We start from the raw sequence: 23,355 nt of genomic DNA, 5'->3' as shown, positions 1-23,355 counted from the left end.
CCTTACTTCCAGAGGCAATGGTTTTGCCGTTGGGGCTAAAAGACACACTCGTGACAGCAGCTTCATGCCCAGTCAAGGTATGAAGCAGTTGACCATCCCAATTCCAGATTTTAATAGTACGGTCCTTACTTCCAGAGGCAATGGTTTTGCCGTTGGGGCTAAAAGACACACTCGTGACTGCATCTTTATGCCCATTTAAAGTTGGCGGTTCCTGACCACTCCGATTCCAGATTTTAATGGTATTGTCCCCACTCCCAGAGATAAGGGTCTTGCCGTCGCGGCTGAAACTGATACTGTAAACTGTATCGCTATGTGCATGGTAGTCTTGAAGAAATAGACCATCCCAACTCCACACTTGGATGGTTCCGTCCCAACTTGCAGAGGCAATGGTTTTGCCGTCGCGGCTAAAAGTCACGCTTGTAACAGGACCTTTATGCAGCACAGGGAAGGTTTTAACACTTCGATGATTCCAACTCCAGAGTTTAACGTTGTAGTCATCACTACCGGAGGCAAGGGTTTTGCCGTCAGGGCTGAAACTGACACTGTTAATAGCATCACCGTGTCCAATGAAACTATCAAGCAGTTCACCATCTAGATTCCAGAGTTTGATAGTTTTGTCTTGACTACCAGAAGCGAGGGTTTGACCGTCAGGACTGAAACTGACACTCCTGACACCACCACTGTGTCCTTTGACAGTGTGAAGCAATTGCCCGTTTAGATTCCAGAGTTTGATAGTTTTGTCCTCACTACCAGAGGCAAGGCTTTTACCGTCAGGACTGAAACTGACGCTGTTGACAGCACCAGTATGCCCTTTTAAAGTCTGAAGCAATTGACCATCTAGATTCCAGAGTTTGATGGTTCCATCTTGACTACCAGAAGCAACAATTTTGCCGTCAGGGCTGAAACTGACACTCCTGACAGCGCTACTATGCCCTTTTAAGGTGTGAAGTACCTGACCATCTAAATTCCAAAGTTTAATAGTTTTGTCTTCACTAGCAGAGGCAATAGTTTTACCGTCAGCGCTAAAACTGACACAATAAACATCACCAAGATGCTTTGACAAGCGGTTGCGTTCTTTGACTTGATAAACTGCCTGCCTTAACACTAATTTAACTTGCATCTGGGTCTCTGGAGGAGCAAGACCTAATTTTTGTAGTTTTTGCCCAGCCTGTATTGCTACTTTCAGCGAATCTAACTCTTTATTCGAGGCAAAGAGTGCTGCTGAATATTCACTGGTAGCTTTGACTTCGTTCCTTGCTGATTCCAAAGATTTCCACCAAGCAACCCCAGCCAGACTCAAAGCTAGCATCAAGCCACCAGTGAGTCCAGATATAGTCAATTGCCGCCTACGCTTGTGCTTTTTCAGCTCATTATCCCGCAATGCTAAAGAAAGCTCAATGAAATGCCTCTCACCCAAACTCAGTTCATCTATGCGTTTGTGCTGCCAATATTCCGCATCCGAAAGGGGCTTTCCTCGCAACAATGCTCCTTCATCCTTACCACTACTTTCCCATTGACGAATTGCCGATCGCAACTGCTCTTGCCAATAGCGAAATTCACCATCAACTTGTATCCACTGCTCTAGCCGTCCCCAGCTTCTAATGAGCGCCTCATGCACGATTTCCACTGTTTCTTCACCTGATGACTCGTTGCGGTTAGTCACCACAAGACGTGCATCAGCTAAGCGCATCACCAAATCCCAGTTTTCTGACTTCACCTCATCACGAGTCGCCAACCTCCGGGTAGCCTCCACTCCTTCCCCTAAACGCACTAACTGCATAAACACTCGCTGCGCCCGACTTCGGTCTACCTCAGAAAGCTGGGCATACAGTGCTTCGGCGTGGATAGCCAAAGCCTCCTCAACGCCGCCAATCTCCTCGTAGCCCGCATGAGTTAGCCATCCATCTGTCTGTTTTGACCAAAGTTGTGTTAAGGCAAACTCCAGCAACGGTAAACGTCCTGACTGACCATCACCTGCATTAATCAGTTTATTTGTCAACTCTTTCTCTAGTCTCACCTGCATTTGTGTTGCAGGCTGTTCAATAGCTGCTTGCAATTCCTGACGGCTCATTGGTCCGAGATTCAGGACTGCTCCTTGCAATGCATCGCTAAAGGGGCGGTAAGAAAGGGCATGTCCGTAAAAGTCCGCTCGCAGAGTCAGGACTAGAGTAAATGCCGGAGCTAATCTGGCTGCGTTCAATAATGCATCTAAGACACCTTGGCGTTCTTCTTCTGGACAAAGAGTGTAGAGTTCTTCAAATTGGTCAGCTATTATGACCAGACGAGTTTTGGGGTATGAGTGGACAAAGCTTTCGATAATTTTGTATAACGCTTTATTATCTTGTCGCAGTGCGATTTCCAGTTCTAATTCAATCAGGCGGCGAGCATTTAATTTTGAATTTTGATTCAAATTTTGATTGAAATTTTTATTTATATATTTATTTAGGTTGTCTCCTTGGCGAGACGGAACGGATAAAGCTTCGCCAATACTAGAAGTTAACGCAGCTGCCAACGCCTGAAAGGGATTATTACCCGGACGAAACGAGACAATCTGCCACTTAAGATTTGGATCTTGGCGCAACTGAGGAACCAACCCAGCAAAGACCACACTCGACTTCCCACTTCCACTTGGACCGACCACCGCTACCAACGGCTTTCTTTTGGTCGCCGTCACCAAGTCCTGTGTGAACTGCTCCCGCCCAAAAAATAGGTCAGCATCTTCCTCACCAAACGCAAATAAACCGCGATACGGGCATGGAGGGACTCCGCCTAACTTTAGCCAACTCGGCGGTTCTACTGCCGGATTTTGACAAATGACAGGCAACCAAGATGCACCCGGAAAGTCATCTTCCAAACCTTGTAACTTTCTGCGTGCTTGCTGTACGGCAAGGTATAAAGAACGCCGTTCTACGGCAAAAGCTGCTAAAAAATGCTTAAAAAATTCCTGTGCCACCAGGTTCGGTACTGGCTCGCGCATCACAATCACTGTCGGAATATTTAATTTTTCCAGCGCACTCGCCAATCCCAGTCCATCACAGGAGTTGAAAATTGCTAGTTGTAAACCATTATCAATTGCTGCTTTGAGAGCTTCTTCTAACTGTCCAATTGTTAAACTATTGTTGGTCTTATGATCATTAATATAAATTCTGCCTGTTTCACCCTCGGTTTGACTATGACCGGCAAAAAAGAACATATCCCAGCCGGGGTTTTGCCAAAGAAGAGTGTTAAATTCCTGACGAGAGGGGTTGACAAGAAAAACTATTTCTGCATCTAATAAACTATCAAGAAATCTGATTTCTCTCTCCAAATCAATCCCTTGGCTATTACCCAGAACCGCTAAGATTCTCACTTTCTTTCTAGGTAATTTTGACTTGTTTGGTTCCCGGCGTTTATACTCTGGTTGGGAAAGTGCCATTTCTGCCTGGGGATAATCATTGAAGAAGTCCCAACGATGCCAAGGTAATCGCCGTAGCAAGTCATTGTTGGTTTCAATAATGACTCGAATTTCTTCGGCTGGATTTAGTTGCGATCGCAGTTGTCGTTCTATGTTAAGAAACTCAAAAGATTTGAGCCAATTATTGATATTTTCTTGTAGTTTTTGGCACACATCATAAAAACCGACAACAGAGACATTCGTTATGCCACCTTCGTCAATTTCCAGTTCATCATCATCTTCCATCAATAGAGAACGCAAATGTTGGCGACCACAAACATTTTTGTAATTTAACTGCCAATTTTGACAGAGTTCAACTAAAGATGGTGCTGCAGGTAAGCTACCAATAAATTGCTGTGGAAAAGAGTTTCCTGATGACCATAACCTAGCAGTAACATTTGGAAATCCGTTGTTTAAATCCCCACTTCCTAGGCTAATAACAACTGATTTACTCATAGAGAAGACACTTTTTTATTTTGGCAAGCATGCTCTTTTCTACAAAGTCAGTTTCTTCTTTTTCGTATCTTTACATCAAAAATAAGATTTGTAAAAGAGTTGGTTTAGTTTCGGAATCACAACCCAGCCTATTGTCTTTAATAAGAATATCTTTAATAGCCTATCACTCCTGTTGAAAGGCACCCTCATAAAGACACACTCTGACAAGAATAGAATTCGTTAAGGTAAATAGTTGCCACTCTGCACGAGCTTAGCGCTCTTTCATCACTCTCTCCAGAGTATCTTCTGAAATCCTTACAGCGAAAGGCTTTACGCAAAAATCAATGTTTCAGGCTTTGTGTGAGAAATTAAAGTCCAAATCCCTAACAGTGTCTGGGTTTTAGATTTTGGCTTTGATTTTTCTGTCAACAAAGTGATGGAACGTTATAGTTCCGTTTTACATAGTCAAGTATAGGCAGACTACTACACACGGGTTTAAGCAACACCAATTTCAGCATGGTCACGCCTGAATAAAGGTGTTATCCGCCTTGGATGCACTACCAGGCATCCCCTATTCCTTTGTACAATTGATTCGAGACAACCAAAAGCATTTGGAATTACTTTTCTGCCGATGTTGAACGCTGCATTGACATCGGCATGAATTTTTGTACCATCTTTACTGATATACCAGGCACGTTGTACACGCTTTCCTGAAAAAGTTTGTTTTACCTTATTGTTAGGGTCAAATGTTGGGATTGTATCCCAATCAATTAGTGAAGCCTTACTAGTGTAAGATTCCTCACCAACCTTAACGTTGATGCCAACTTTTTCTAGCTTGTCAGTTAACATCTCGATAAATAACAGGTGTGGTATCTGTGTAAAAGCTTGGTTATTTCGCTTACCTAGATTGAGGTTTGTTTTCCATTGTTCGTTTTTTCCTATTGCAACTTGTGTTACACCTTTAGCCACCAATTCTTTAACAATCATGAAGGTGGATTGATGTAAGTAACTATCAACAAAATTATTACGATTGCAAACAATGTTTTGTATGCGTCGCGAACTGCCTCTACCGTGAGGTAAAAACCCTCGAAACCTTGCCAACTGCTTGTTATAAAACTGGTTGACTGATTTTAAAGGTTTACCATTAACAGCAATTGGTTGAATTGTCGGGTCAGTAAAAACAATCGTTGCAAGATTGTCTAATCCAAGATCAATAGACGCAGCCAATTCCGGATTAAGGCTACAAAAAAAATCGGAAGGCTCTGGTATTTCCGAAACTATTTCAATTACGAAACAGCCTATTTTGGGGACAATTCGCACTTCACATAAGTCATCAAATTTCAAACCAGGTTTAACTGGAATTTTAATCGGTGACATCGAAGGAACGATAAAACCTTTTTTAAATTCCCGAGTACTGACAGCTTGATAATTGAACTTTACGAGATTTTTTCCGTCAAGATAATTCGGTGGTTTCGGCTTACTAGTGAATTTTTTTGGTTCTAAGTTGTAGGCATCTATTGCTTTGAAATAAGCCGACCATGCATCAGCATTCTGCTTTAAAACCAGTTGAGCAACCTTTCGTGGCATCGCACGATAATTACTATCTAGTTTAAACATTGTGTCTAATTTTGCTTGGACTGTGGTGCCCCAACCATAGAAAAAGCCTTGACGCTGTGTGAATTGAGCCGTATTGTAGAGTTTGCTAGAGATACGCGTAATGTAAGCACAATATGCAAACCACTCGTGACCTGATTTAATTATGTGTTTCTCTACATGTTGCATCAAAGATTACTACGAATGTTTTCTCTCCTTGCCAGACGTGTTCGCCCAAAGCCTGCCGCAGGCATACGCAAACGACCTTAAACACAGTATAATATATTTGACTATATTTAAATAGAAAATCATCCATCTTTCTCGTCTTCTTTGCTTTGTAAAGTTGCGATGATTTTCTCAGTTTTTCTTTTAGCACGACGTTGACCATACAAGCGTGCGGCAATACTAGTAATAATTGCTACTAAATCTTGCATCAATTCGTCGCGTCCGTTTTCAGCTAAATTTACAATCTCCAAAGTCACACCACACCGACTTAGTAAAACGTCTATATAGTGCGTCCCAAACCGCCCTAAACGGTCTTTATGTTCAACTACTAGAAATTGATAATCATCTTGTTTTAAAAGCTTCTCTAGCTTTTTGCGGTTGTCGTTTAATCCGCTTCCTACTTCTTTTACAATATGCTGAACTTGATAACCTCTTGCTGTAGCATATTGGGTTAAACGTTCGGCTTGCCTGTCTAAATTATCTTTATTTTCTGCACTTGAAACTCTGGCATAAATTGCAGCTTTCTTGACTGCGTTTCTAGCAGTTAATCGCTCGTATTCTACAATGACAGTACCTGAGTCAAGTTGTTTAGTTGGGTAAGGAATTTTACCTGCCTTAAAATGTCTCCAAGCGGTCTGGTAAGAAATACCTAATTCTTTTGCATAGTCTGCTAGCTTCATGTCAGGTTCATCCTTGAAAGGATTATACCTGACTATATTAGACTATATTTTGTGGAAAGTTTTTTCATACCAATTCTCTGTGAAGCTGCATATTATTTTTACCTCTCCTAACCTCCCCAACGCATCGGGGAGGTGCCGCAGGCGGTGGGGTTCTTTCGGGAGCATCTTCATATGGAAACGGTATTAGGGACTTCCAAATAAAAAATATCCCAAATTTTCTTGTGGGATGCGTGTCCCCACCCGTCCCACTATTCAGGACGGGCAGGATGCCCACCCCACAATTGAGGATAATTTATTTCTTGGAAATCGCTTATGCAGTTCTCCCGTAACCGTATTGAGTCCTATTTAATAGGTATCGGAAACGACAGAAGTAGAACTTACGCAATGTCAAAAAATGATTATGTGAATTGAGCCAAATCTTGACTTTTAACTATTGTTCAGATGCATGACTTCATCTCAATTAGAATCTTTCTCTTAAGAATATGTATAAAAAGTGAGGAAGTGGAGAGGGTTTTGTAAATTTTTTGAACAAAAACCCGTGAAGTTTGCAGTTTAGTTAATCCATATAATCCTCTATTTGTACAGTGCGTAAGTCCTAAGAAGTTTGACTATGACTAGCCAAAAACAGAGTATCCCAGCGTACCGGCTTCCAAAGCTGCGTGTTGAATTCATAATAGTCTCCCTTGACAATATCAACTACTTATGATCAGCTATTGAAAAAGTTGGTTTTTATCTCCAAATTAGCTTCTTGGCTATTGCCCAAAACTACCAATATTCTGACTTTTTTATAGGTGATTTTGGCGACGATACTTTCCATGGTTTATACTTAGGTCTCAACAGAGCCATTTCTGTAACAAGAGCCTCTATTCTTTAGTATGTGGGTGCATCGCGCTCTTGTTAAATCTGTTGTAGAATATTTTGATATTTTGCGAAAAGAGGTCATCATTTAGAAAGTAAAAATTAATTTTGGGTGATGCGTTTTGGATTAACGCATACTAAAGCCTTAAGATGAATTTTAATGAATTAACTTTAAGAAATTTATTATCTGACCACTCTTTGAATCAGACACCTAAGACGCTTATGAATAGGTTGATAGTTTTAAGCTTGGGTCAGGGAAATCTACACGAAGGCTTTCCTGGTGTAACAGCATATATTGGGTCAGCAGAAAATCCCTATCAAACGAAATTTACTGCTAGCTTACCGTCTGCACCAGAGATTCCGGAACTCTACCGCAATTGGCAGTCACTTTATTCGGCTTTTTTTCATCGTCCATGTTTACGTGTTGGTGTAGAAGAAACTGAAGAAAGTGACGATACTTTTGAAATTGAAGACGCTTATGTCACTAATGTTTCTGAAGTAGACCTTAAGGATTTATGCGAGCAACTTTACGACTCGATAAATTTGTGGCTGAATTCGGCAGAATTTCGCAAAATTGAGCAGCAATTACGTACACATTTAAAACCATCTGAAGAAATTCGCTTCATTATTGAAACCAACGACAATTTGTTGCGGCGATTACCTTGGCATTTGTGGAGTTTCTTTGATGATTATCCTCATGCAGAAGTCGGGTTAAGTGCGTCAGAGTATAAACAACCACATAAATTTCCTAAACTTAAAAAAAGTAAAAGAATACTAGCAATATTGGGAAATAGTGAAGAAATTGATATTAGCCAAGATAGAATTTTTTTAGAACAATTATCAACTGATGCAGAAATTCAGTTTTTAGTAGAGCCGAAGCTAGAGAATCTCAATGACCAGCTTTGGCAACAAAGTTGGGATATTCTCTTTTTTGCTGGTCATAGCTGCACTCAAGAAAAAGGTAGGCTGCAACTCAATCAAAAAGACACAATTACCCTTGACCAACTAAAGTATGGTCTCAAGCAAGCTATCAGCCGTGGATTACGTTTGGCAATTTTCAACTCTTGTGATGGCTTGGGATTGGCGCAGCAGCTCCAGGAGTTGCACATTGGGCAAGTCATTGTCATGCGTGAGCCAGTACCGAACGTAGTCGCCCAAGAATTTTTAAAGCATTTTCTCGCCGAATTTTCTCAGGGACAGTCTTTATACACTGCATTACGTTCTGCACGAGAAAGACTGCAAGGATTGGAGGGAGAATACCCTTGTGCTACTTGGTTACCAGTGATTTGCCAAAATCCTGGGGAATTGCCGATGGTCTGGCATACAGAGCGACGGACTGAACCTGTATACAAGGTAGGCTCTTTAGTGGCGGGTTCCGTAACGAAACAACCCACTGCTCGTTACTTTGGAAACGATACTCTTTCGAGAACAGCAAAGCAAAACCAATTCGTTAGACATCGCTTCCGCGTCGCCGCCACCCGTCGTCTCCCAATACTGCTAGCAACTAGTGTGTTGGTAGCTGCTAGTCTCATGGGAGTGCGCCATTTAGGGATGCTACAACCTTGGGAACTGCATTCTTATGATCATTTAATGCAACTGCGAGCAGCAGATGAAAAGCCAGACGCGCGTTTATTAATAGTCACGATTAATGAAGCGGATATTCAGTATCAGATCCAGAAGAAGATGAATATGCGTTGGTCGTTATCAGACCAAGCACTGAGTCAACTCTTGCAAAAATTGGAAAAGTACCAACCCGCAATTATTGGTTTAGATATTTATCGTGATTTCCCTGTTGATCCCAATTATCCACAGTTAGGCGAAGTCTTGCTGCAAGACAAGCGAATATTTACAGTGTGCAAAGTTTCTGCTCCTAATGATGGCGCACCTGATGGTGTTCCTCCCCCTCCTGAAGTCTCAAAAGAACGTCTAGCTTTTAGTGATTTTGTCGCTGACGCAGACCGTGTTCTTCGTCGCCAAGCTGTGCAATTAACTCCTCCTGTGCAATCTCCCTGTGCCGCAGAATATGCTTTCAGCTTTCAGCTAGCACAGCAATACCTGAAAAATAGTGGTATAAAATGGGACATTAATCAAGAGAAAAACTTGCAAATTGGCAACACTGTTTTTAAGCGCTTACAATCCCATACAAGCGGCTACCAGGGAGTGGATGCATCAGGATATCAAATTCTGCTCAATTATCGTTCTGTACCCTCTCTTGCCAATATTGCTCAAACAGTCTCTCTTAAAGAAATTCTCAATGACGAGATTGTTCCTGAGTTATTGCAGAAGTCGGTGAAAAACCGAATCGTCCTCATTGGCGTGACCGCCCCCAGTTCTCCTGATGATTGGGAAACTCCATACACTGCAAAAGCACCGGATGAAGAAAAGCAAATTTCAGGCGTGTTTCTACAAGCGCAGATGGTGAGTCATATTCTGAGTGCTGTTTTGGATGGTAGACCTTTGATGTGGTGGTGGTCTGGATGGGTGGAAGCGCTGTGGATATGGGGTTGGGCATTGGTGGGAGGAATTCTAACTTGGCGAATTCTACAGCCACTTCATATAGGATTAGCTATTGTAACAGCGCTATTGATACTTTTTACCATCTGCTTTGGTATATTTACACAAGCAGGGTGGATTCCACTCGTTCCCCCAACATTGGCATTGGTATCTTGTGCGGTTGTGTTGAAGATACTACCAAAGCACCATGCAAGCAACAGCAAAAAACGTTGGAACTCTCAAAATGAGTAAAAATAAGTTGCCTCAAAGATACCATAAACTAGCTTGCGCTATCCCTTTGCTAGTGGTTGGGCTTGTGAGTGATCCAATAAAAGTGCAGGCAAATCCAGTACAATCATTGGGCAACAGAGTCACTCACACATCAAACCTTCTTGCTCAGAAATTTCCTGATAACGGTGACCCCAAGGGACGCCGCCGAGGAGGGACAAGCCGTCGTGATGGATGTCCAGAACTGAAAACACCTATTACTGCTTTAGTACCTGGTGAGGAAAGTAACAATAAATCTTTCTTCGCATCCACAGTGGCTGAGTATCCAACCTTTTGGGTTTATGTTCCTGAATTACCCACAAATTCACGTTTTGGAGAGTTTGTGTTGCAGGATGAACAGGGTAATGATGTATACCGAACTTCTCTGACATTGTCTGGAAAGGCAGGCATCATAGGCATTAGCCTACCCTCAAGTTCACAATATGCTCTCAAGCAAAACTTAAAGTATCACTGGTTCTTCCGAGTTTATTGTGGTAATCCACAAAACAAACCTGAGTATCTTTTTGTGGACGCATGGCTGCAACGGGTGGCGCTCACTCCCGATCTTCAGCAACAGTTGAAGACTGCACAATCACGGGAGTATACCGTCTATGTTGCTAATAATCTTTGGTACGATGCTGTAACAAATTTAGCTAACCTCCGCAGCAGCAATCCAAATGAGCACGTGTTGGCACAAGAGTGGACTAACTTGTTTAAAGCTGTGGGCTTGGAAGAACTAGCCGAAGCACCGATTGTCCAACGTTACAATCCGCAAAAGTAACGCTCTTGGAAACCCGGTTTTTCAAAGCAACTGAGTTTCTGGAGTAACCCAGTTCATGTACATTGGGTGGCGTTGGACTCAGACGTAGAGAGTCATACTACAGATGTCCAGAGCAATAAGACCAGAACCCTTATCAGGAACACAATGTAGAGACGCGCTGTTTGAAGCGTCTCTACAAATAAGCAAATCCCACTAAAAATCCTTAACTGAACCGTATTGCCCTTTAAAGCCAATTCCCGACTAACACAAACGGTGCCCAGAAATATGGATTTTTCTGTTGAGTAAAAACAGCCAGTTGGGCATGCTGGAGTGCTTCGGCTTTATTGACTCCAGCTTTTAACTCTTGGTAAAACTTACTCATCAAATTGGCGGTAGACTCATCGTCTACAGACCACAATGTTGCCAGTGTACTGCGTGCGCCCGCCCGCACAGCAACTCCAGCTAGTCCTAAAGCTGCTCGCTTGTCTCCAACAGCAGTTTTGCAAGCACTCAGAACAAGTAATTCTATATTGTTAGTGTTAGAATTGTTAGACTTAGGCGTGTCGCTGACCCGCAGTAATTTATCAAATTCCTTCACCTTCAGGAGCTCATCCCAGGTGACAATAAAGGTTTTTTCTGGATCGGAACTAAATTCGCCGTGAGTTGCTAGATGAACTACTGAAAAGGAAGCAGATTGCAACCGTTTTTGCAGGTTGGTTTCGGTAAACTGCTGATTTAACAGTTCTTGACTCTTAGGTACCTCAGACTTGATTTGTTGCAATTCCCGTGGCACGTTATCGAGTGGGGGAAACTTGCGGTTTTCGATAGAGCGTTCTGCCGCGACTCCAGCAGTTAAGGTGTTTAAGCGTACCTTTTGCAACGGTTGGGGATCAAGGAGTTGCAAACCAGGGGCGACGGCGATCGCATACTTTTCAATCAAATATTTCTGCTGTTGTTTGTCATACAGAACGGACATTGGTAAATTCCGCAACGTCCCATCTAGGACAAAGACTAGAGTTTTGATGCCACTTTTGCTTAACTCTGCTTCAGCGGGTTGGATTAACCAGTCGTATACCTGTTGGGATAGCTGCTTCACCTGAGCAGTCCTGGTGACATCCCGTAAATATTCTCTGAGGTCTTCTACAACACGTTCTACTTTATCTTCGGCAATTACAGTTTTGTAGTGGCGTAAATCCTGGTTAGGCAACTTGAGAATAACATCTAGACGGTCTGGTAAAATAATCGGATACAAAACTGCTGCTTGTTGGTCTTTTTTATCAATCACTGGGTCGAGTTCCTGCTTAGCAGTTAAACAGGCTGAGCGAAAAAAGTTGTCCAGTTCTGCTAATTGCAGCGATTCCATCACAAAACGAGCTTGCTGTATATTCTTTTGGCTTTCTGGCTTTTGGTCTGGGTATTGGACATTGGAATTTCCTTTTGCTGTTCTGTGTTCCCCATTCTCTGTTTGCAAAAGCAATGCCACTAACTCCCGATACACAGGTTCCACAGTTTCCCGAAAGGAAAACTGAATGTCTGGATTGATCGCAACTAAATCGCTACGTAGAGTCCGCAGAGTGTTGAAGGCTTCAGAATAGTAGAGGACAGCCCCTTTGATATCTCCCTGCTGTTTGCGGATACGTCCTAGTTGCCATTGCCATTGATAAACAATATCTGATGCATGAATACTTTGGGCTAGAAACAAAGCTTTCTCTGTCACCTTTTGGGCATCACTAAACTGCTGATTGATTTCATACAGATTCCCAAGAGTTCCAAGGGCATAAGATTCTGCTCGCTTGTCTTGCAAGCTTTGCGCCTGCTGGACTGCAGTAGCCAGTATCTGGGCTGAGATTTGGAGGGAAGGGGATGAGGGGGATGAGGGGGATGAGGGAGATGAGGGAGATGAGGGGGATGTTGCTTTTAGTACTCCTTCATCTCCCCTATCTTTGCTTACTAGTTTCATCAAACTTTGGGCAAAGTTAATTTTGGCGTCAACTGCCATCCGGCTTGGGGGCAAGTTGTTGATTTCAGAGTGGATTTTGGAGGATAATGTTAATGCATCCGCAAGTCGCTTTGTCTCAATAAGTAGGCTCAGTTGATTGAGATATGCTTGAATCCGTATGGTGGGGTCAACAGATGCACTGGCAGCTTGCTGGTAGTAATGTAGCGCGGTTTTCGTGTCATGCTGGAGGCGGGCTGTATTTCCCAGGTTGAAGTGAACCTCACTGACAACTTGATTCAATGACGTGGCTTTTGCTAGTGCTAAACTTTGCTCTAAAACTTGCTGCGATTCCTTTAAATCACCAACCACTTGCCGAATGTTACCAAGACTCAGCAGTGCTGCGGCTTTCGTTGGTGAATCTGGTTCGTTTTTAAGAGCTTGCGAAATCTCAGTTAAAATCTTATTTGCCTGACGGTATCGCCCCAAAGCTTGCATGGCTTGAGCCGAGTTAATACGGTTACGAGTTAATGCAGTACTATCTTTTATTTGCTGATAAATCTCAGCAGCTTGTTGCCAAGTCGTCACTGCTGCGTCAGCTTGTCCTTGTGATAACTGTAACTGTCCTCGCACATCGAGGGCTTGTGCCAAAATTTTAGAACGCTCTTGAGAGTTATTTAAATTTTTCAGTAGATTAAGGCTTTGAGCGATCGCTTTTTCTGCTTCAGTCCATAAACCCAGTTGCTGAAAAGCTAAGGAGAGATTGCTCAAAGTCATAGCTTCCCGTAAACTATCCCCATCAGTTCTACAATCAGCAGCAGCCTGTTGCAAGGTTTTAACCGCAAGAGTGAACTGTCCAGCCTCATAGAGTTTTTTACCCTGTTGCACAAGGTCTTGTGTTTTAAAGCGGCTGATTGCTAAGTTTTGTGCAGCAGAATTGACAGCTGCAGGTTTTGCCAACACGGCTGGTAGAATTACGCAGACCAATGCAACCATTACTGCAAGTAAGGGTTGACCTATCCAACCCCTACCGGAGTATTTGGATTGAAAAATGGATTTTAGAATACGGAAAAATACAGGCTTTTTTCTCGCCACGCTCTTTCCCCTTTACTACAGTTCAAAGTCTTCTTTCACCTTTAGATCCTCTCCTAAACTGACCTCAACACTGAAACGTTTTCCTGATTCCCCCTTAAAAGGTTTGAGTTGAATGTAGTTATCTTGACTTCTGGAAGTGACTTGCTGAAGACTTTTTCCTGCTTTAGACAGCAAAGTTAAATTCAGATAAGGCGGTAAATATCTTTCTCCACCTGTAGGATGTAACTGGATCAAAACACCCAATTTATCCTCAGTTTCCTCTGTGATATTAACCAGCAGCGCCACAGTTTGATGACCCAGTTGCACTCCCAAGTCAATGAGTTTGGCTTTTTTGGGACCTTTGTGTGTAATTCTAGTACTTAAAGCGAGATTGGCTTCTGGATTTATCAGCGTGTCGATCGTCTGCCAACCTTCTTCAAAGACTCCCTCTAACCATTGACTCAACTTGGTTTTGGTATTATGCAAATATGTTTGAAGTGATACGGTGGCAGACTGGGTTGAGGCTACAGGTAAAGGGATAGCTGAGGGTTCTAAGAAATGGTGGTAGAACAACAAGTGATTGAGTTCTGCATCAAATAAAGACAGCGGTAGCTGATAAGAACTATCCTCCAGAATTTGTAAATTGAATTGGCTTCGGTAATTCACCAGTTGGTCGTGACGTAGAAAGCCTCTGAGAATCACTTGTTCTTCTTCTTCTAACACCTCAACGACAACATAAAAATGAGCTGCCAATTCTGGTTGATCAATGGCATCTGTTGGGATGCTTACTATTTCATCAAGTATATGTTCTATAGCAATTGGACAAATTTTAAACTCACCTACCTTGAGATGACAACCAGTTTCCATAACATTGGTATCTCGATGGATGGGTTGATCTAGTATGCGTGTACTTAACCATTTTTCACAGCCAAGTGTTGCCAATGTATTTAGATAGGTTTGCCACTGTTGTGCTTCACTCATCACCAGTTGACTATAACCTCTTGCTTGATGGAAGTCCTCTGGTTCTAGCCAAATCACTTCTGGAAGCAAGAGTCTTATGTCTGACGAATTAACCGAGGAACGGTGCATTATTGTACTCCTTATATTTATATCTATGGGTTTTCTGTCTAAGATTCCTTTAGCCTCGCTTTAAAAGCAGGGTTTGGGGAGATATGTGTTTGTCGTGTGTCTGTGATTCTAAATATTTGCGAAGTTGTTGAGCATATGCACTGTCCATTGAACGGCTCTTTCCAGCTCTGATTTCTTCTGCTGCTTCTTGAAAGATTTCGTCATCAGCAAAAGCTTCTATATATTCAGCTAATGTTTTAAGATAGTCTGGTTCTGGGGGCATTTTGGTCAAACCCTTTTCAACAGCCTTGTTAAGAACCTTGTCAAGAATTTGTTGGACGGTTAAAGTGCGTACCTTGCTGAGTAACTCGCCAGGATTCAAGATCCGTCTAGCTTGATCCCAACTTGTCATTCCCAACTTAGGAGCAATATCCTTAAGAGATAAATTCTCGCAGTAGTAGAGCTGCAAACCAGGAATAAATTGTTGAGCCAAACATGCATACTTTTTGCTTTTTGTCAAAGCAGTAATGCGATCGCGTATTTCTTGCTCTATCGCACTAGTCAAAGCTAAGCTAAGTTGCTCATGTAAGAAATCTAACATCTCCTGCTGTTCTACATCAACCTCCGCCAGGTTGTCAGCAGGTAAATCTGCTCTCAGGCTATAACCTCCAGTCTCAGCATCTTGGATTTCCAAAGATTCTCTATAACTCCAGATATCATAGTGTCTCACCTGTGTGGCTACCTGTTTGAGTTGATTCATCAACTCCACTGTAGAGTTGATAATGACATCTGTTTTTCGCAAGCCGTTAAGCATTTCTTGCAGTTGAGGGCTTGATGGATCCGGACATCTTCTTCCTCCCTTGGAATTTTGTTGAATTCTGTCACGGCGATACACAGCATGAAATACTTCTACAAGCAGGCGATCGCGCTTTGATAAGCGTTCGAGTTGTTTTGGTCTAACTCTGTTGAGAAGCGCCCAGTCGCTAAGATGCTTAAATCCAAATTCTGATAAATAATCTTTGAGTTCGGGATTTTGTTTCGTTTGCAAGTATGCCCAATTGTCTAAGCTCATGCTAGAGTCAGAATCGGCATTAAATGTTTGCAAAATTTTGACAGAAAAGAATTTGTAAGCGGTTGTCTTAGTTTCACCATTGTTATCCACAATGAGTTGAGTTTTCCCATCCCGGTCTATGGTAACGAGAGTTTGCCCATCGTCATTGAGGACATAACGCAGCAAATCCTGGTAGGTAAACTGCTTTTCACCACTGAATAAGTTGTCAATTTTTTGACAAGCTCTCAGGATGGGTTCAGAAACATAGCACCGCAAACAAAGTCCCGCATGAGCGCGAGTTGTGGCATCAACAGCAGAATTTTTAGCGAGAAAATACGATAACAGAACAGCTTGCGTGTCTTTAGGAGCAAGATGGCGAATTTGTTTGTTTAAGAACTCGTGTGCCACAGGAACGGAACTGTATTCGTATCCTATTCTTTGACTGGCACTGATTCGGCAAATTTTCCAGTATCTCGGTGATACATCCATAGTGACTGCCTCGCCCCAGAATAACCAATCTCATATACTTGCATTAAATATGTAAATGCCAGGGTTTTCAACTTATGCAGTTCTCCCACTCTGCTTGTTTGAGGTGGCAACCACAAGCGACACGAGTGCTGCTGACATGATGCCGCGTTTCTAAAAAGTGCATAAGTTAATTTAGCTTACATCTACTTTAAGACAGAGCAAGCAAAAGACACTTACAAAATTAAGGAGTTCAAATCATGCCCGCTCATAAAGAAAAACTCTTTGAAGCCAAGAATCAATCTGGAGACAAGTATACTATTTGGAAATCTCCAGAGCAAAAAACCTTCTTTTTTAGAGCAGCAATGGCTGTGGATGCTGATGGCTCACCTAAAGCTTACCATCCTGAGAATAAAGGTTTAGATGACCTCGAACATGCTGGTGAACCAGGAAATTGGTGGGCAATTGAAACACACAATGGTAAACCTAATGGCAAGCCTGTTATTCAAGGAGATGACGATCCCGCTCCAGGCTATTACATCTCTATGACAGCGCTTTACGATCCAGACATCAACAGACCGAATCCGCGAAGATACGTTGATGCAACAAAAATTCCCTACATAGTTCTGCCTGAAAATAATGATCGGGAGTTTCTGAAGAAAGCGGATGTTGAAGAAGGCGATTTCGCTGCTGTTTATAACGCAAAGAACGGCAAGCTTTCCTTTGCCATCTTCGCTGATACAGGTCTATTTTTCGCAGGTAATGTAGAAGAATACAGATTCGGTGAGGGTTCCATAGCTCTTGCAGAAGCTCTAGACATTCCCTCTAATCCTAGGAACGGAGGAACGACTAAAAAAGATCTACTCTACATAGTATTTCCAGGCTCTGGAAATCGTAAGCCTAGGTCAATCACAGATATCAACAATAAAGCAAAGAAACTTTTCGAGGAGTGGGGCGGAATAAAGCACGCTAAGGATTTGTTCGACGAGGTGTAAGTAGTTACGTAACAGTGAGACAAAAAACAGACATGCTTGCCTGAAAATCCTCCTACAGTCCATCCCCATTTCTACAACCCCAAATCAACCGCAATGCGATGAGCGCAAGCAAACCCGGAAAACGCCACTGCATTCAACCCCTGACCTGGAAATGTACTATCTCCCACACAATAAAGCCCTGGAATTGCCGTTCTGTTAAACGGCATCCCCAACAACCCCCGCAATTTGTGGCGGGGAATTGGTCCGTAAGTACCATCCTCACGACCTAAAAAGCGGCGATGGGTTCGTGGTGTTCCCACCTCCAGATAATCCAATGCTGCATTTAAACCAGGAAAAATCTTCTCCAAACGGTCAACAATTCGCCTAGCCGCCTCTTCCTTCTTTTCCTCGTACTCCCGCCCAGACAGTCCTTGCCAATCATCAATCCAATGAGGTGTGAAGGCGTGAATAATATGGTACCCGCTAGGCGCTAACTCTGGATCAAGCAACGTCGGGATAGACACGAATAAAGTCCCTTCTGGGGCGGCCATCTTCTCCCAATCTTCTAGCACAATGTGATGGCATTCTGTCCCTTGGGGCAAAACTTCTGCCTTCACTCCCATGTGCAAACTCAGAAAACTGGGTGACTTGTGATAGCGTTGCTGCCATTGTTTCTCAGCAACAGGAATTTGTTGTTGACTAAGTAATTTCCCAAAGGTATCCCAGCGTGTAGCATTGGAAACGATGCGCTTGGCACGGTAGATTTGACCATTAGCCAGTTGCACACCTACGGCTCGTCTATTTTCTATGATAATTTTTGTTACCCTAGCTTGATACTGGATTTGACTGCCTGCTTTGACAAGCCCCTCTACCAATTTTTGGGCTATTTGTCCCACACCACCTTTAGGATAGTTGACTCCTCCATAGTGCCTGTCGGAAAATACCATTCCAGCATTAATCATTGGCGTCATGTCAGCTGGTACCACCGACCAGCAATAACACTCCATATCAATAAATTTCAACAACTGGGGGTCTTGAATATAACGCCGCGCCATATCTCCGGCATTTTGAGGCAGATACTTCACTAAACCAAGACACGCTAAAGGATGCTGAAAAAATACACGCACTAAATATCGGGGTTCTTCAAGCGACAGCAAGTCCATGCTGTTGAGACAATGAAATACTTTCCAACACTCGTCATAAAAGCGACGAATCCCTTGGCTTTGATTGGGGAAATAGGCAGTCAGATTTTGCAAAAATTTTTCATATACTCGCTCAACTTTCAGGTCTAAGGCATTGGGCAGATGATAATGAATCTGCACTGGATCGGGAATCACATCTAAACTTACGTTGACGGCTTGCAAAGCACGAGTGAGTAAGTTGGTGGTACCGTTCTGACCGAAACCAAAAATCATCGACGCCCCAACATCGAAGCGATAGCCTTGCCGTTCAAAGTAACCCGCACTACCCCCTGGAATCAGATAACGTTCCAAGACAAGTACTTTAGCACCTTTTGCCGCTAACTGAGTCGCGGTTATCAAGCCGCCAATACCAGATCCAATGACGATGACATCAGTATCCTGCATTTTGTTTTTTGTCATTTGTGAGATAGCGCAGCCAAGGAGTGTTTCCAGCTGTTACGGCGACTGGAGAACCCAAAGGGTCCTTTGTCTAATAGTGAACTACCTACACTGACCTGACGGTACAGTGTAGGCTTCCGGCGTCATTGACAGATGCCTTTCTACCTTTCGGCTTATTGGTCTTACTCCGCCTCGGCTCGGCAATAACGGGGTTCCCTCCGCCATTGGATAATATCCGAATACCTTCGTTTCTTATGTTCAGACTGGCGTTGCCGTCTCTGTCATGAAACGCATTGCAACTAGGACATGACCACTCTCTGACATCTAGTTGCAACTCATCAATGACATGACCACAGCAAGAACACATTTTGGAACTAGGGAAGAATCTTCCTATTTCTACAAGTTGTCCATCTTTTCGTTTCAACTTGTAGTCAAGAAAGTTAACAAACATCCCCCAACCAACATCGGATATTGATTTTGATAGCTTTCGGTTTCGTATCATCCCCTTAACGTTGAGATTTTCTACAACGATGACTTGACTATCATCTACCAGCTTTCTTGATAACTTGTGCAAGAAATCCTGACGGGAATTTGATACTTTTTCGTGTTCCTTAGCTACGACTTTTCTGTATTTGTTTCTTGACTTACTTCCTTTAACTTTACGGGCAAGCTTTTTCTGCTTTCTAGTCAGATTCCTTTCATGACGTTTGAGGTGTTTTGGATTGGAATACTTGGTAACTTCTTTGCCATCATGAACAATAGCGAAATCTTTTAAACCCAAGTCTATTCCAAGAATTTTATCTCCACTTGGTTGATTTGTGCTATCCTCAACCTCACACAATACCGATGCAAAGTACTTGTCTGTAGGAGTCTTGCTGATAGTGACAGTCTTGATTTTTCCTTCAATTGGTCTATGAAAGACAGCTTTCACAACACCAATTTTAGGGACATCTAGACAATCTCCTACAACCTTAACGTTTTGAGGATATTGGATTGATTGTTTATGGTGCTTTGACTTGAACCTAGGAAACTTAGCCCTACCCTCAAAAAAGTTAGTATAAGCCTTGTTCAAGTTGATTGCTACGCACTGTAAAACAGCAGAATAACAATCTTCTTTTAACCAAGAATGCTCTACTTTTAATTGAGGAAGATAAGCCTTGTATACACTTAGGTTTAACGACTTTCCAGTTTCTTCATAGTGTTGAATGCAAGCATTGAGTGCATAGTTCCAATACCACCTTGCACAACCAAACGATTTGGCTAGACTTTCTTGTTGTTCGGTTGTTGGGTATAGCCTGACCTTAACTGCTTTCAACACTTTAATCACCTCCTTTGTACACCTATGCTAACATAACTGTGTACTCATTGGGATAACAAAATGAAAAATAAACAGTTAAAAATGAGAATAAGTGAACGTAGACTCAATAAAATCCGTCTGTATGCTGCTCATGCTGACAAAACTTTAACCCAAGTCCTTGAAGAGCTTATTGACTCGTTACCAACCATAGAGAGAGGCAATTCGTCATCGACCAACATTGCTGATTGAACTGTGTTCAATATCGCTCGTTGGTCAATTCCTCCGCAGCCCAGAATTCATCCCAACACGCTCCCTGAGTACAGGTACAGTGTGGGGCTTCTTCTGCTTTCAGCTAATGACTAATGACTAATGACTAATGACTAATGACTAATGACTCATTACAAAAAAGAGGGACAAGCCCGCTACCGCTGGCCAATCCCGTCTGCCGATCCTTAAAGAGAGGAGAACACTGAATTACAATATAACGTCGCTTGAGAATAAATGTCAAATACTAATGCAATTATTTTTCAATAAAGTTTCAACTGGTGAGGTCACTGTCCTCCCCACCAACGAGTACGTATGGTGGGGGAGGAATGCCGCAGTTGAAAGCTGGGTACTGGGAACTGGGGACTACCCCTTCGGGGAAGTCAAAATTCGCTCATGCAAAATTCAAAAAAAAGAATTTTACTTTTGACTTTTGGCTTTTGACTTTTGAATTGATTTGTCCCTAATCCCCAATCCCCAGTACACGACTCTGGAAATAAAGCTACCCTTCGGGTTCACCAGTCGCCTAGTGAGGGAAACCCTTTAAAGAGCGCTGGTTCACCATTCACTCATAGCGCGAAAAGCCCACAGAATCAGCCTTTTGACTTGTTACCTTCACTTTTGACTTCCAAAGCAGCTGTACTAGTCCCCTTTACAACTCACGCAATATAAATTCAAAATTCAAAATGTTTTTTTGAATGTTTGAGTAATTGTGGGTCAGCCGCATCCAAGAAAAAGTATTATTATGTTTCAGTTGTTATACGATATGGAAAAGCCTATTTGCGGCTATGACGCTACAATTGCGTGTTTATGTCCCACCCCATCCCCTAATTAAGCATTGGTTGGCAGTTGCCCGTGATGCTGCTACACCTTCGGTTTTATTCCGCAGTGCGATGACTGAGTTGGGACGGTGGTTGACTTATGAAGCAGCTAGAGAGTGGTTGCCAACTCAAGAGACAACAGTGCAAACCCCTTTGGATTACAGCAGCGCAACTTTAATAGATCCAACAGTTCCAGTGGCGGTGGTGCCGATTTTACGGGCTGGGCTGGGATTACTAGAAGGAGCGCAAACAGTGTTACCTCTGGCGTCAATTTACCATTTTGGCTTGGTGCGAGATGAAAAAACACTGCAACCCTCTTGTTACCTCAACAAATTGCCAGAAAAATTTCAACCACAAACGCGAGTGTTAGTCACCGATCCGATGTTAGCGACAGGAGGATCGATCATGAACGCAATGGCAGAATTGACACAACGGGGTGTTGAGGCAGCCTTGACGCGGATTGTATGTGTGGTAGCATCTCCGGCAGCTTTACAAAAACTGAATGATGCTTATCCAGGTTTAATAGTTTACACTGCTACAATTGACGAAACGGTCAACAGTCAGGGATTTATTGTACCGGGATTAGGAGATGCGGGCGATCGCATCTTTGGGACATAAGTTAGTATGCAGCTAAGACAGCATTGGTGTGCAAAAACAACCCAAGAGGTGCAGCGTTTCTTCAAGGCGGTAAAGATATGAGTCAAAAAGATGGTTTCGCGAGCGGTTTTTTCGCCGGAGCAATTTTCGGTAGTGTCGTTGGTGGTATTGTTGGTGCGCTTGTGACGACGAAACGCGATTCAGAACAAGCAGCAGAGGAAGAACCTCAAATGAGTACCAACTCAGTAGAAGCTAAAAAAGCCGCAAAAAGGCGTCAAATGAAAGCTTCGGATCAGGAGAACATGGAAATGGAAACGGCGCGGCGATCGCTTGAAGATAAAATTGCCCAGCTCAATGCCACAATTGATGAAGTGCGGCAACAACTGGGGAATGTGAATGGCAATTCGGAGCAAGTCATTCAGGACCGTTCCTCAAAGCAGTGACGAGTGACGCTAACAGATATACCTTGGGACTGGTGGCAAATGCCAACGATAAACGTGAGAGTGGCAATTATGAACAGATGCATAATAACTTGCATCCGGCATAACAGAGGCTAATTTAAAATTAATGATAAGACCGCATTTGACACTTAACAGGAAATCAACCAATCCATGAGTCTACTGATTACCACACTAAGTACTTTCATACAGATTTATAGCACTCTACTGATTATTAGAGTCCTCCTGACATGGTTCCCTAGTATCAACTGGTACAACCAACCATTTGCTGCTTTGAGCCAGATTACCGACCCCTACCTCAATCTGTTCCGTTCCATCATTCCCCCGTTGGGCGGCATTGATTTTTCCCCAATCTTGGCGTTTCTGTTACTCAACTTATTGAGTTCTTTGCTCGCCTCGCTAAGTACCATTCCATTAGTTGGTTAAGTCTAGACCAAAGATATAGCAACCTTTGTAGAGACGCTTGTGGAAAACGTCTCTACAAATTTATTTTGTCCAACTACTTACGAACTTGAGCGCCAAATCCAGCCGCCTTGAACTGCTTCAACTTCAAGGGTAAGGGCTGATTTGCAGGGACAGAAATCCTTAATTCAAAATCGCTGTCGCCTGGTGGAATTTCCTCGATAGAACCAAGACGGGTACGATTTTGCATCACTGAGTCATTGTTGGCATCATAAATGCGCCCAAAAATATCTGCATCGTAGACGGTTTTGTTAGTGCCATTTTGAGCTTTACCTGTAACAATAAAGCAATTGGCTGCCATCGAACTACCACCACTCGTAACGGCTCCTTTCGCCAGTTCTTGTGGGCATTCATGATAGGAAAGGTTAGATAGTTTAATCTGTGTCAGCGCTACAGCGCTTGGAGTCAACACCCACGATAGAACCCCAATAACACAGGAAATGAAAATAACCTTAAGTAGTCCTGAGTACTGAGTAGTGAGTTCTAAGAAGTTTTTAATAGCTAAAGGCAGGAGATTTAACAACGATAGTAGGCGATTTTTCTTTTCCATATCTCAAATAACAA

16 protein-coding genes are annotated in these 23,355 nt (G+C 42.8%); 7 read left to right on the top strand and 9 right to left on the bottom strand.

Annotation, left to right across the window (positions count from 1 at the left end):
• The 3 genes from ACM0OZ_RS33860 to ACM0OZ_RS33850 form a co-directional block, all read right to left on the bottom strand.
• The coding region (locus ACM0OZ_RS33860; RefSeq protein WP_414587221.1) for an eIF2A-related protein at positions 1-3,889 on the bottom strand (3,889 nt) is incomplete at its 3' end.
• A 474-nt stretch (positions 3,890-4,363) separates the two neighbouring features.
• On the bottom strand, positions 4,364-5,650 hold the full coding sequence (locus tag ACM0OZ_RS33855) for an RNA-guided endonuclease InsQ/TnpB family protein (protein WP_414587220.1): 1,287 nt from the start codon (positions 5,648-5,650) through the stop codon (positions 4,364-4,366).
• Between the two features lie 119 nt (positions 5,651-5,769).
• Positions 5,770-6,366: an IS607 family transposase gene (locus tag ACM0OZ_RS33850; protein WP_414587219.1), complete on the bottom strand. Its 597-nt coding sequence runs from the start codon at positions 6,364-6,366 to the stop codon at positions 5,770-5,772.
• A 1,080-nt stretch (positions 6,367-7,446) separates the two neighbouring features.
• On the opposite strand from ACM0OZ_RS33850, the gene ACM0OZ_RS33845 reads away from it, so the two are divergent.
• A complete protein-coding gene (locus ACM0OZ_RS33845; RefSeq protein WP_414587218.1) occupies positions 7,447-9,969 on the top strand; it encodes a CHASE2 domain-containing protein in 2,523 nt (840 codons plus the stop codon).
• Positions 9,962-10,765 carry a DUF928 domain-containing protein gene (locus ACM0OZ_RS33840; protein ID WP_414587217.1) on the top strand — a complete coding sequence of 268 codons (804 nt, stop codon included), beginning with the start codon at positions 9,962-9,964 and terminating at the stop codon, positions 10,763-10,765. Before ACM0OZ_RS33845 ends, ACM0OZ_RS33840 begins: the two co-directional genes overlap by 8 nt.
• Before the next feature lie 223 nt (positions 10,766-10,988).
• On the opposite strand, the gene ACM0OZ_RS33835 is transcribed toward ACM0OZ_RS33840, so the two are convergent.
• The 3 genes from ACM0OZ_RS33835 to ACM0OZ_RS33825 form a co-directional block, all read right to left on the bottom strand.
• Entirely contained in the window at positions 10,989-13,676 is a 2,688-nt protein-coding gene (locus ACM0OZ_RS33835) for a CHAT domain-containing protein (protein WP_414587216.1), read from the bottom strand.
• A gap of 114 nt (positions 13,677-13,790) precedes the next feature.
• A complete protein-coding gene (locus tag ACM0OZ_RS33830) occupies positions 13,791-14,843 on the bottom strand; it encodes a DUF1822 family protein (protein WP_414587215.1) in 1,053 nt (350 codons plus the stop codon).
• A 49-nt stretch (positions 14,844-14,892) separates the two neighbouring features.
• The gene (locus ACM0OZ_RS33825) at positions 14,893-16,362 is read right to left on the bottom strand and encodes a hypothetical protein (protein ID WP_414587214.1); all 1,470 of its coding nucleotides are present in this window, start codon (positions 16,360-16,362) and stop codon (positions 14,893-14,895) included.
• A 236-nt stretch (positions 16,363-16,598) separates the two neighbouring features.
• On the opposite strand from ACM0OZ_RS33825, the gene ACM0OZ_RS33820 reads away from it, so the two are divergent.
• Positions 16,599-17,333 (top strand): glycoside hydrolase family 75 protein, encoded by a 735-nt coding sequence (locus tag ACM0OZ_RS33820; RefSeq protein ID WP_414587213.1) that lies wholly within the window; start codon positions 16,599-16,601, stop codon positions 17,331-17,333.
• 71 nt (positions 17,334-17,404) lie between these two features.
• Here the strand turns inward: ACM0OZ_RS33820 and crtH are convergent, their stop codons facing one another.
• Both crtH and ACM0OZ_RS33810 read right to left on the bottom strand, forming a co-directional pair.
• A complete protein-coding gene (gene crtH / locus ACM0OZ_RS33815; RefSeq protein WP_414587212.1) occupies positions 17,405-18,913 on the bottom strand; it encodes a carotenoid isomerase in 1,509 nt (502 codons plus the stop codon).
• Positions 18,914-18,998: 85 nt separating this feature from the next.
• Positions 18,999-20,210 carry an RNA-guided endonuclease InsQ/TnpB family protein gene (locus ACM0OZ_RS33810; RefSeq protein ID WP_414587211.1) on the bottom strand — a complete coding sequence of 404 codons (1,212 nt, stop codon included), beginning with the start codon at positions 20,208-20,210 and terminating at the stop codon, positions 18,999-19,001.
• 60 nt (positions 20,211-20,270) lie between these two features.
• Between ACM0OZ_RS33810 and ACM0OZ_RS33805 the strand changes: the two genes are divergently transcribed.
• The 4 genes from ACM0OZ_RS33805 (at position 20,271) to ACM0OZ_RS33790 (ending at position 22,755) form a co-directional block, all read left to right on the top strand.
• Positions 20,271-20,438: a hypothetical protein gene (locus tag ACM0OZ_RS33805; protein ID WP_414587210.1), complete on the top strand. Its 168-nt coding sequence runs from the start codon at positions 20,271-20,273 to the stop codon at positions 20,436-20,438.
• Between the two features lie 803 nt (positions 20,439-21,241).
• The gene (upp, locus tag ACM0OZ_RS33800; RefSeq protein WP_414587209.1) at positions 21,242-21,892 is read left to right on the top strand and encodes a uracil phosphoribosyltransferase; all 651 of its coding nucleotides are present in this window, start codon (positions 21,242-21,244) and stop codon (positions 21,890-21,892) included.
• Between the two features lie 77 nt (positions 21,893-21,969).
• Positions 21,970-22,314: a hypothetical protein gene (locus ACM0OZ_RS33795; RefSeq protein WP_414587208.1), complete on the top strand. Its 345-nt coding sequence runs from the start codon at positions 21,970-21,972 to the stop codon at positions 22,312-22,314.
• 168 nt (positions 22,315-22,482) lie between these two features.
• On the top strand, positions 22,483-22,755 hold the full coding sequence (locus ACM0OZ_RS33790) for a YggT family protein (protein ID WP_414587207.1): 273 nt from the start codon (positions 22,483-22,485) through the stop codon (positions 22,753-22,755).
• A gap of 73 nt (positions 22,756-22,828) precedes the next feature.
• Here the strand turns inward: ACM0OZ_RS33790 and ACM0OZ_RS33785 are convergent, their stop codons facing one another.
• Positions 22,829-23,341, bottom strand: coding sequence for a biotin carboxylase (locus ACM0OZ_RS33785; RefSeq protein ID WP_414587206.1), 513 nt, complete (start codon positions 23,339-23,341; stop codon positions 22,829-22,831).
• Between the last annotated feature and the right edge of the window lie 14 nt (positions 23,342-23,355).

Origin of the sequence: Scytonema sp. PCC 10023 (assembly GCF_963920835.1) — a bacterium.
Classification (GTDB): domain Bacteria; phylum Cyanobacteriota; class Cyanobacteriia; order Cyanobacteriales; family Nostocaceae; genus Kalymmatonema.
This window is presented reverse-complemented; position numbering and strand designations above follow the sequence as displayed.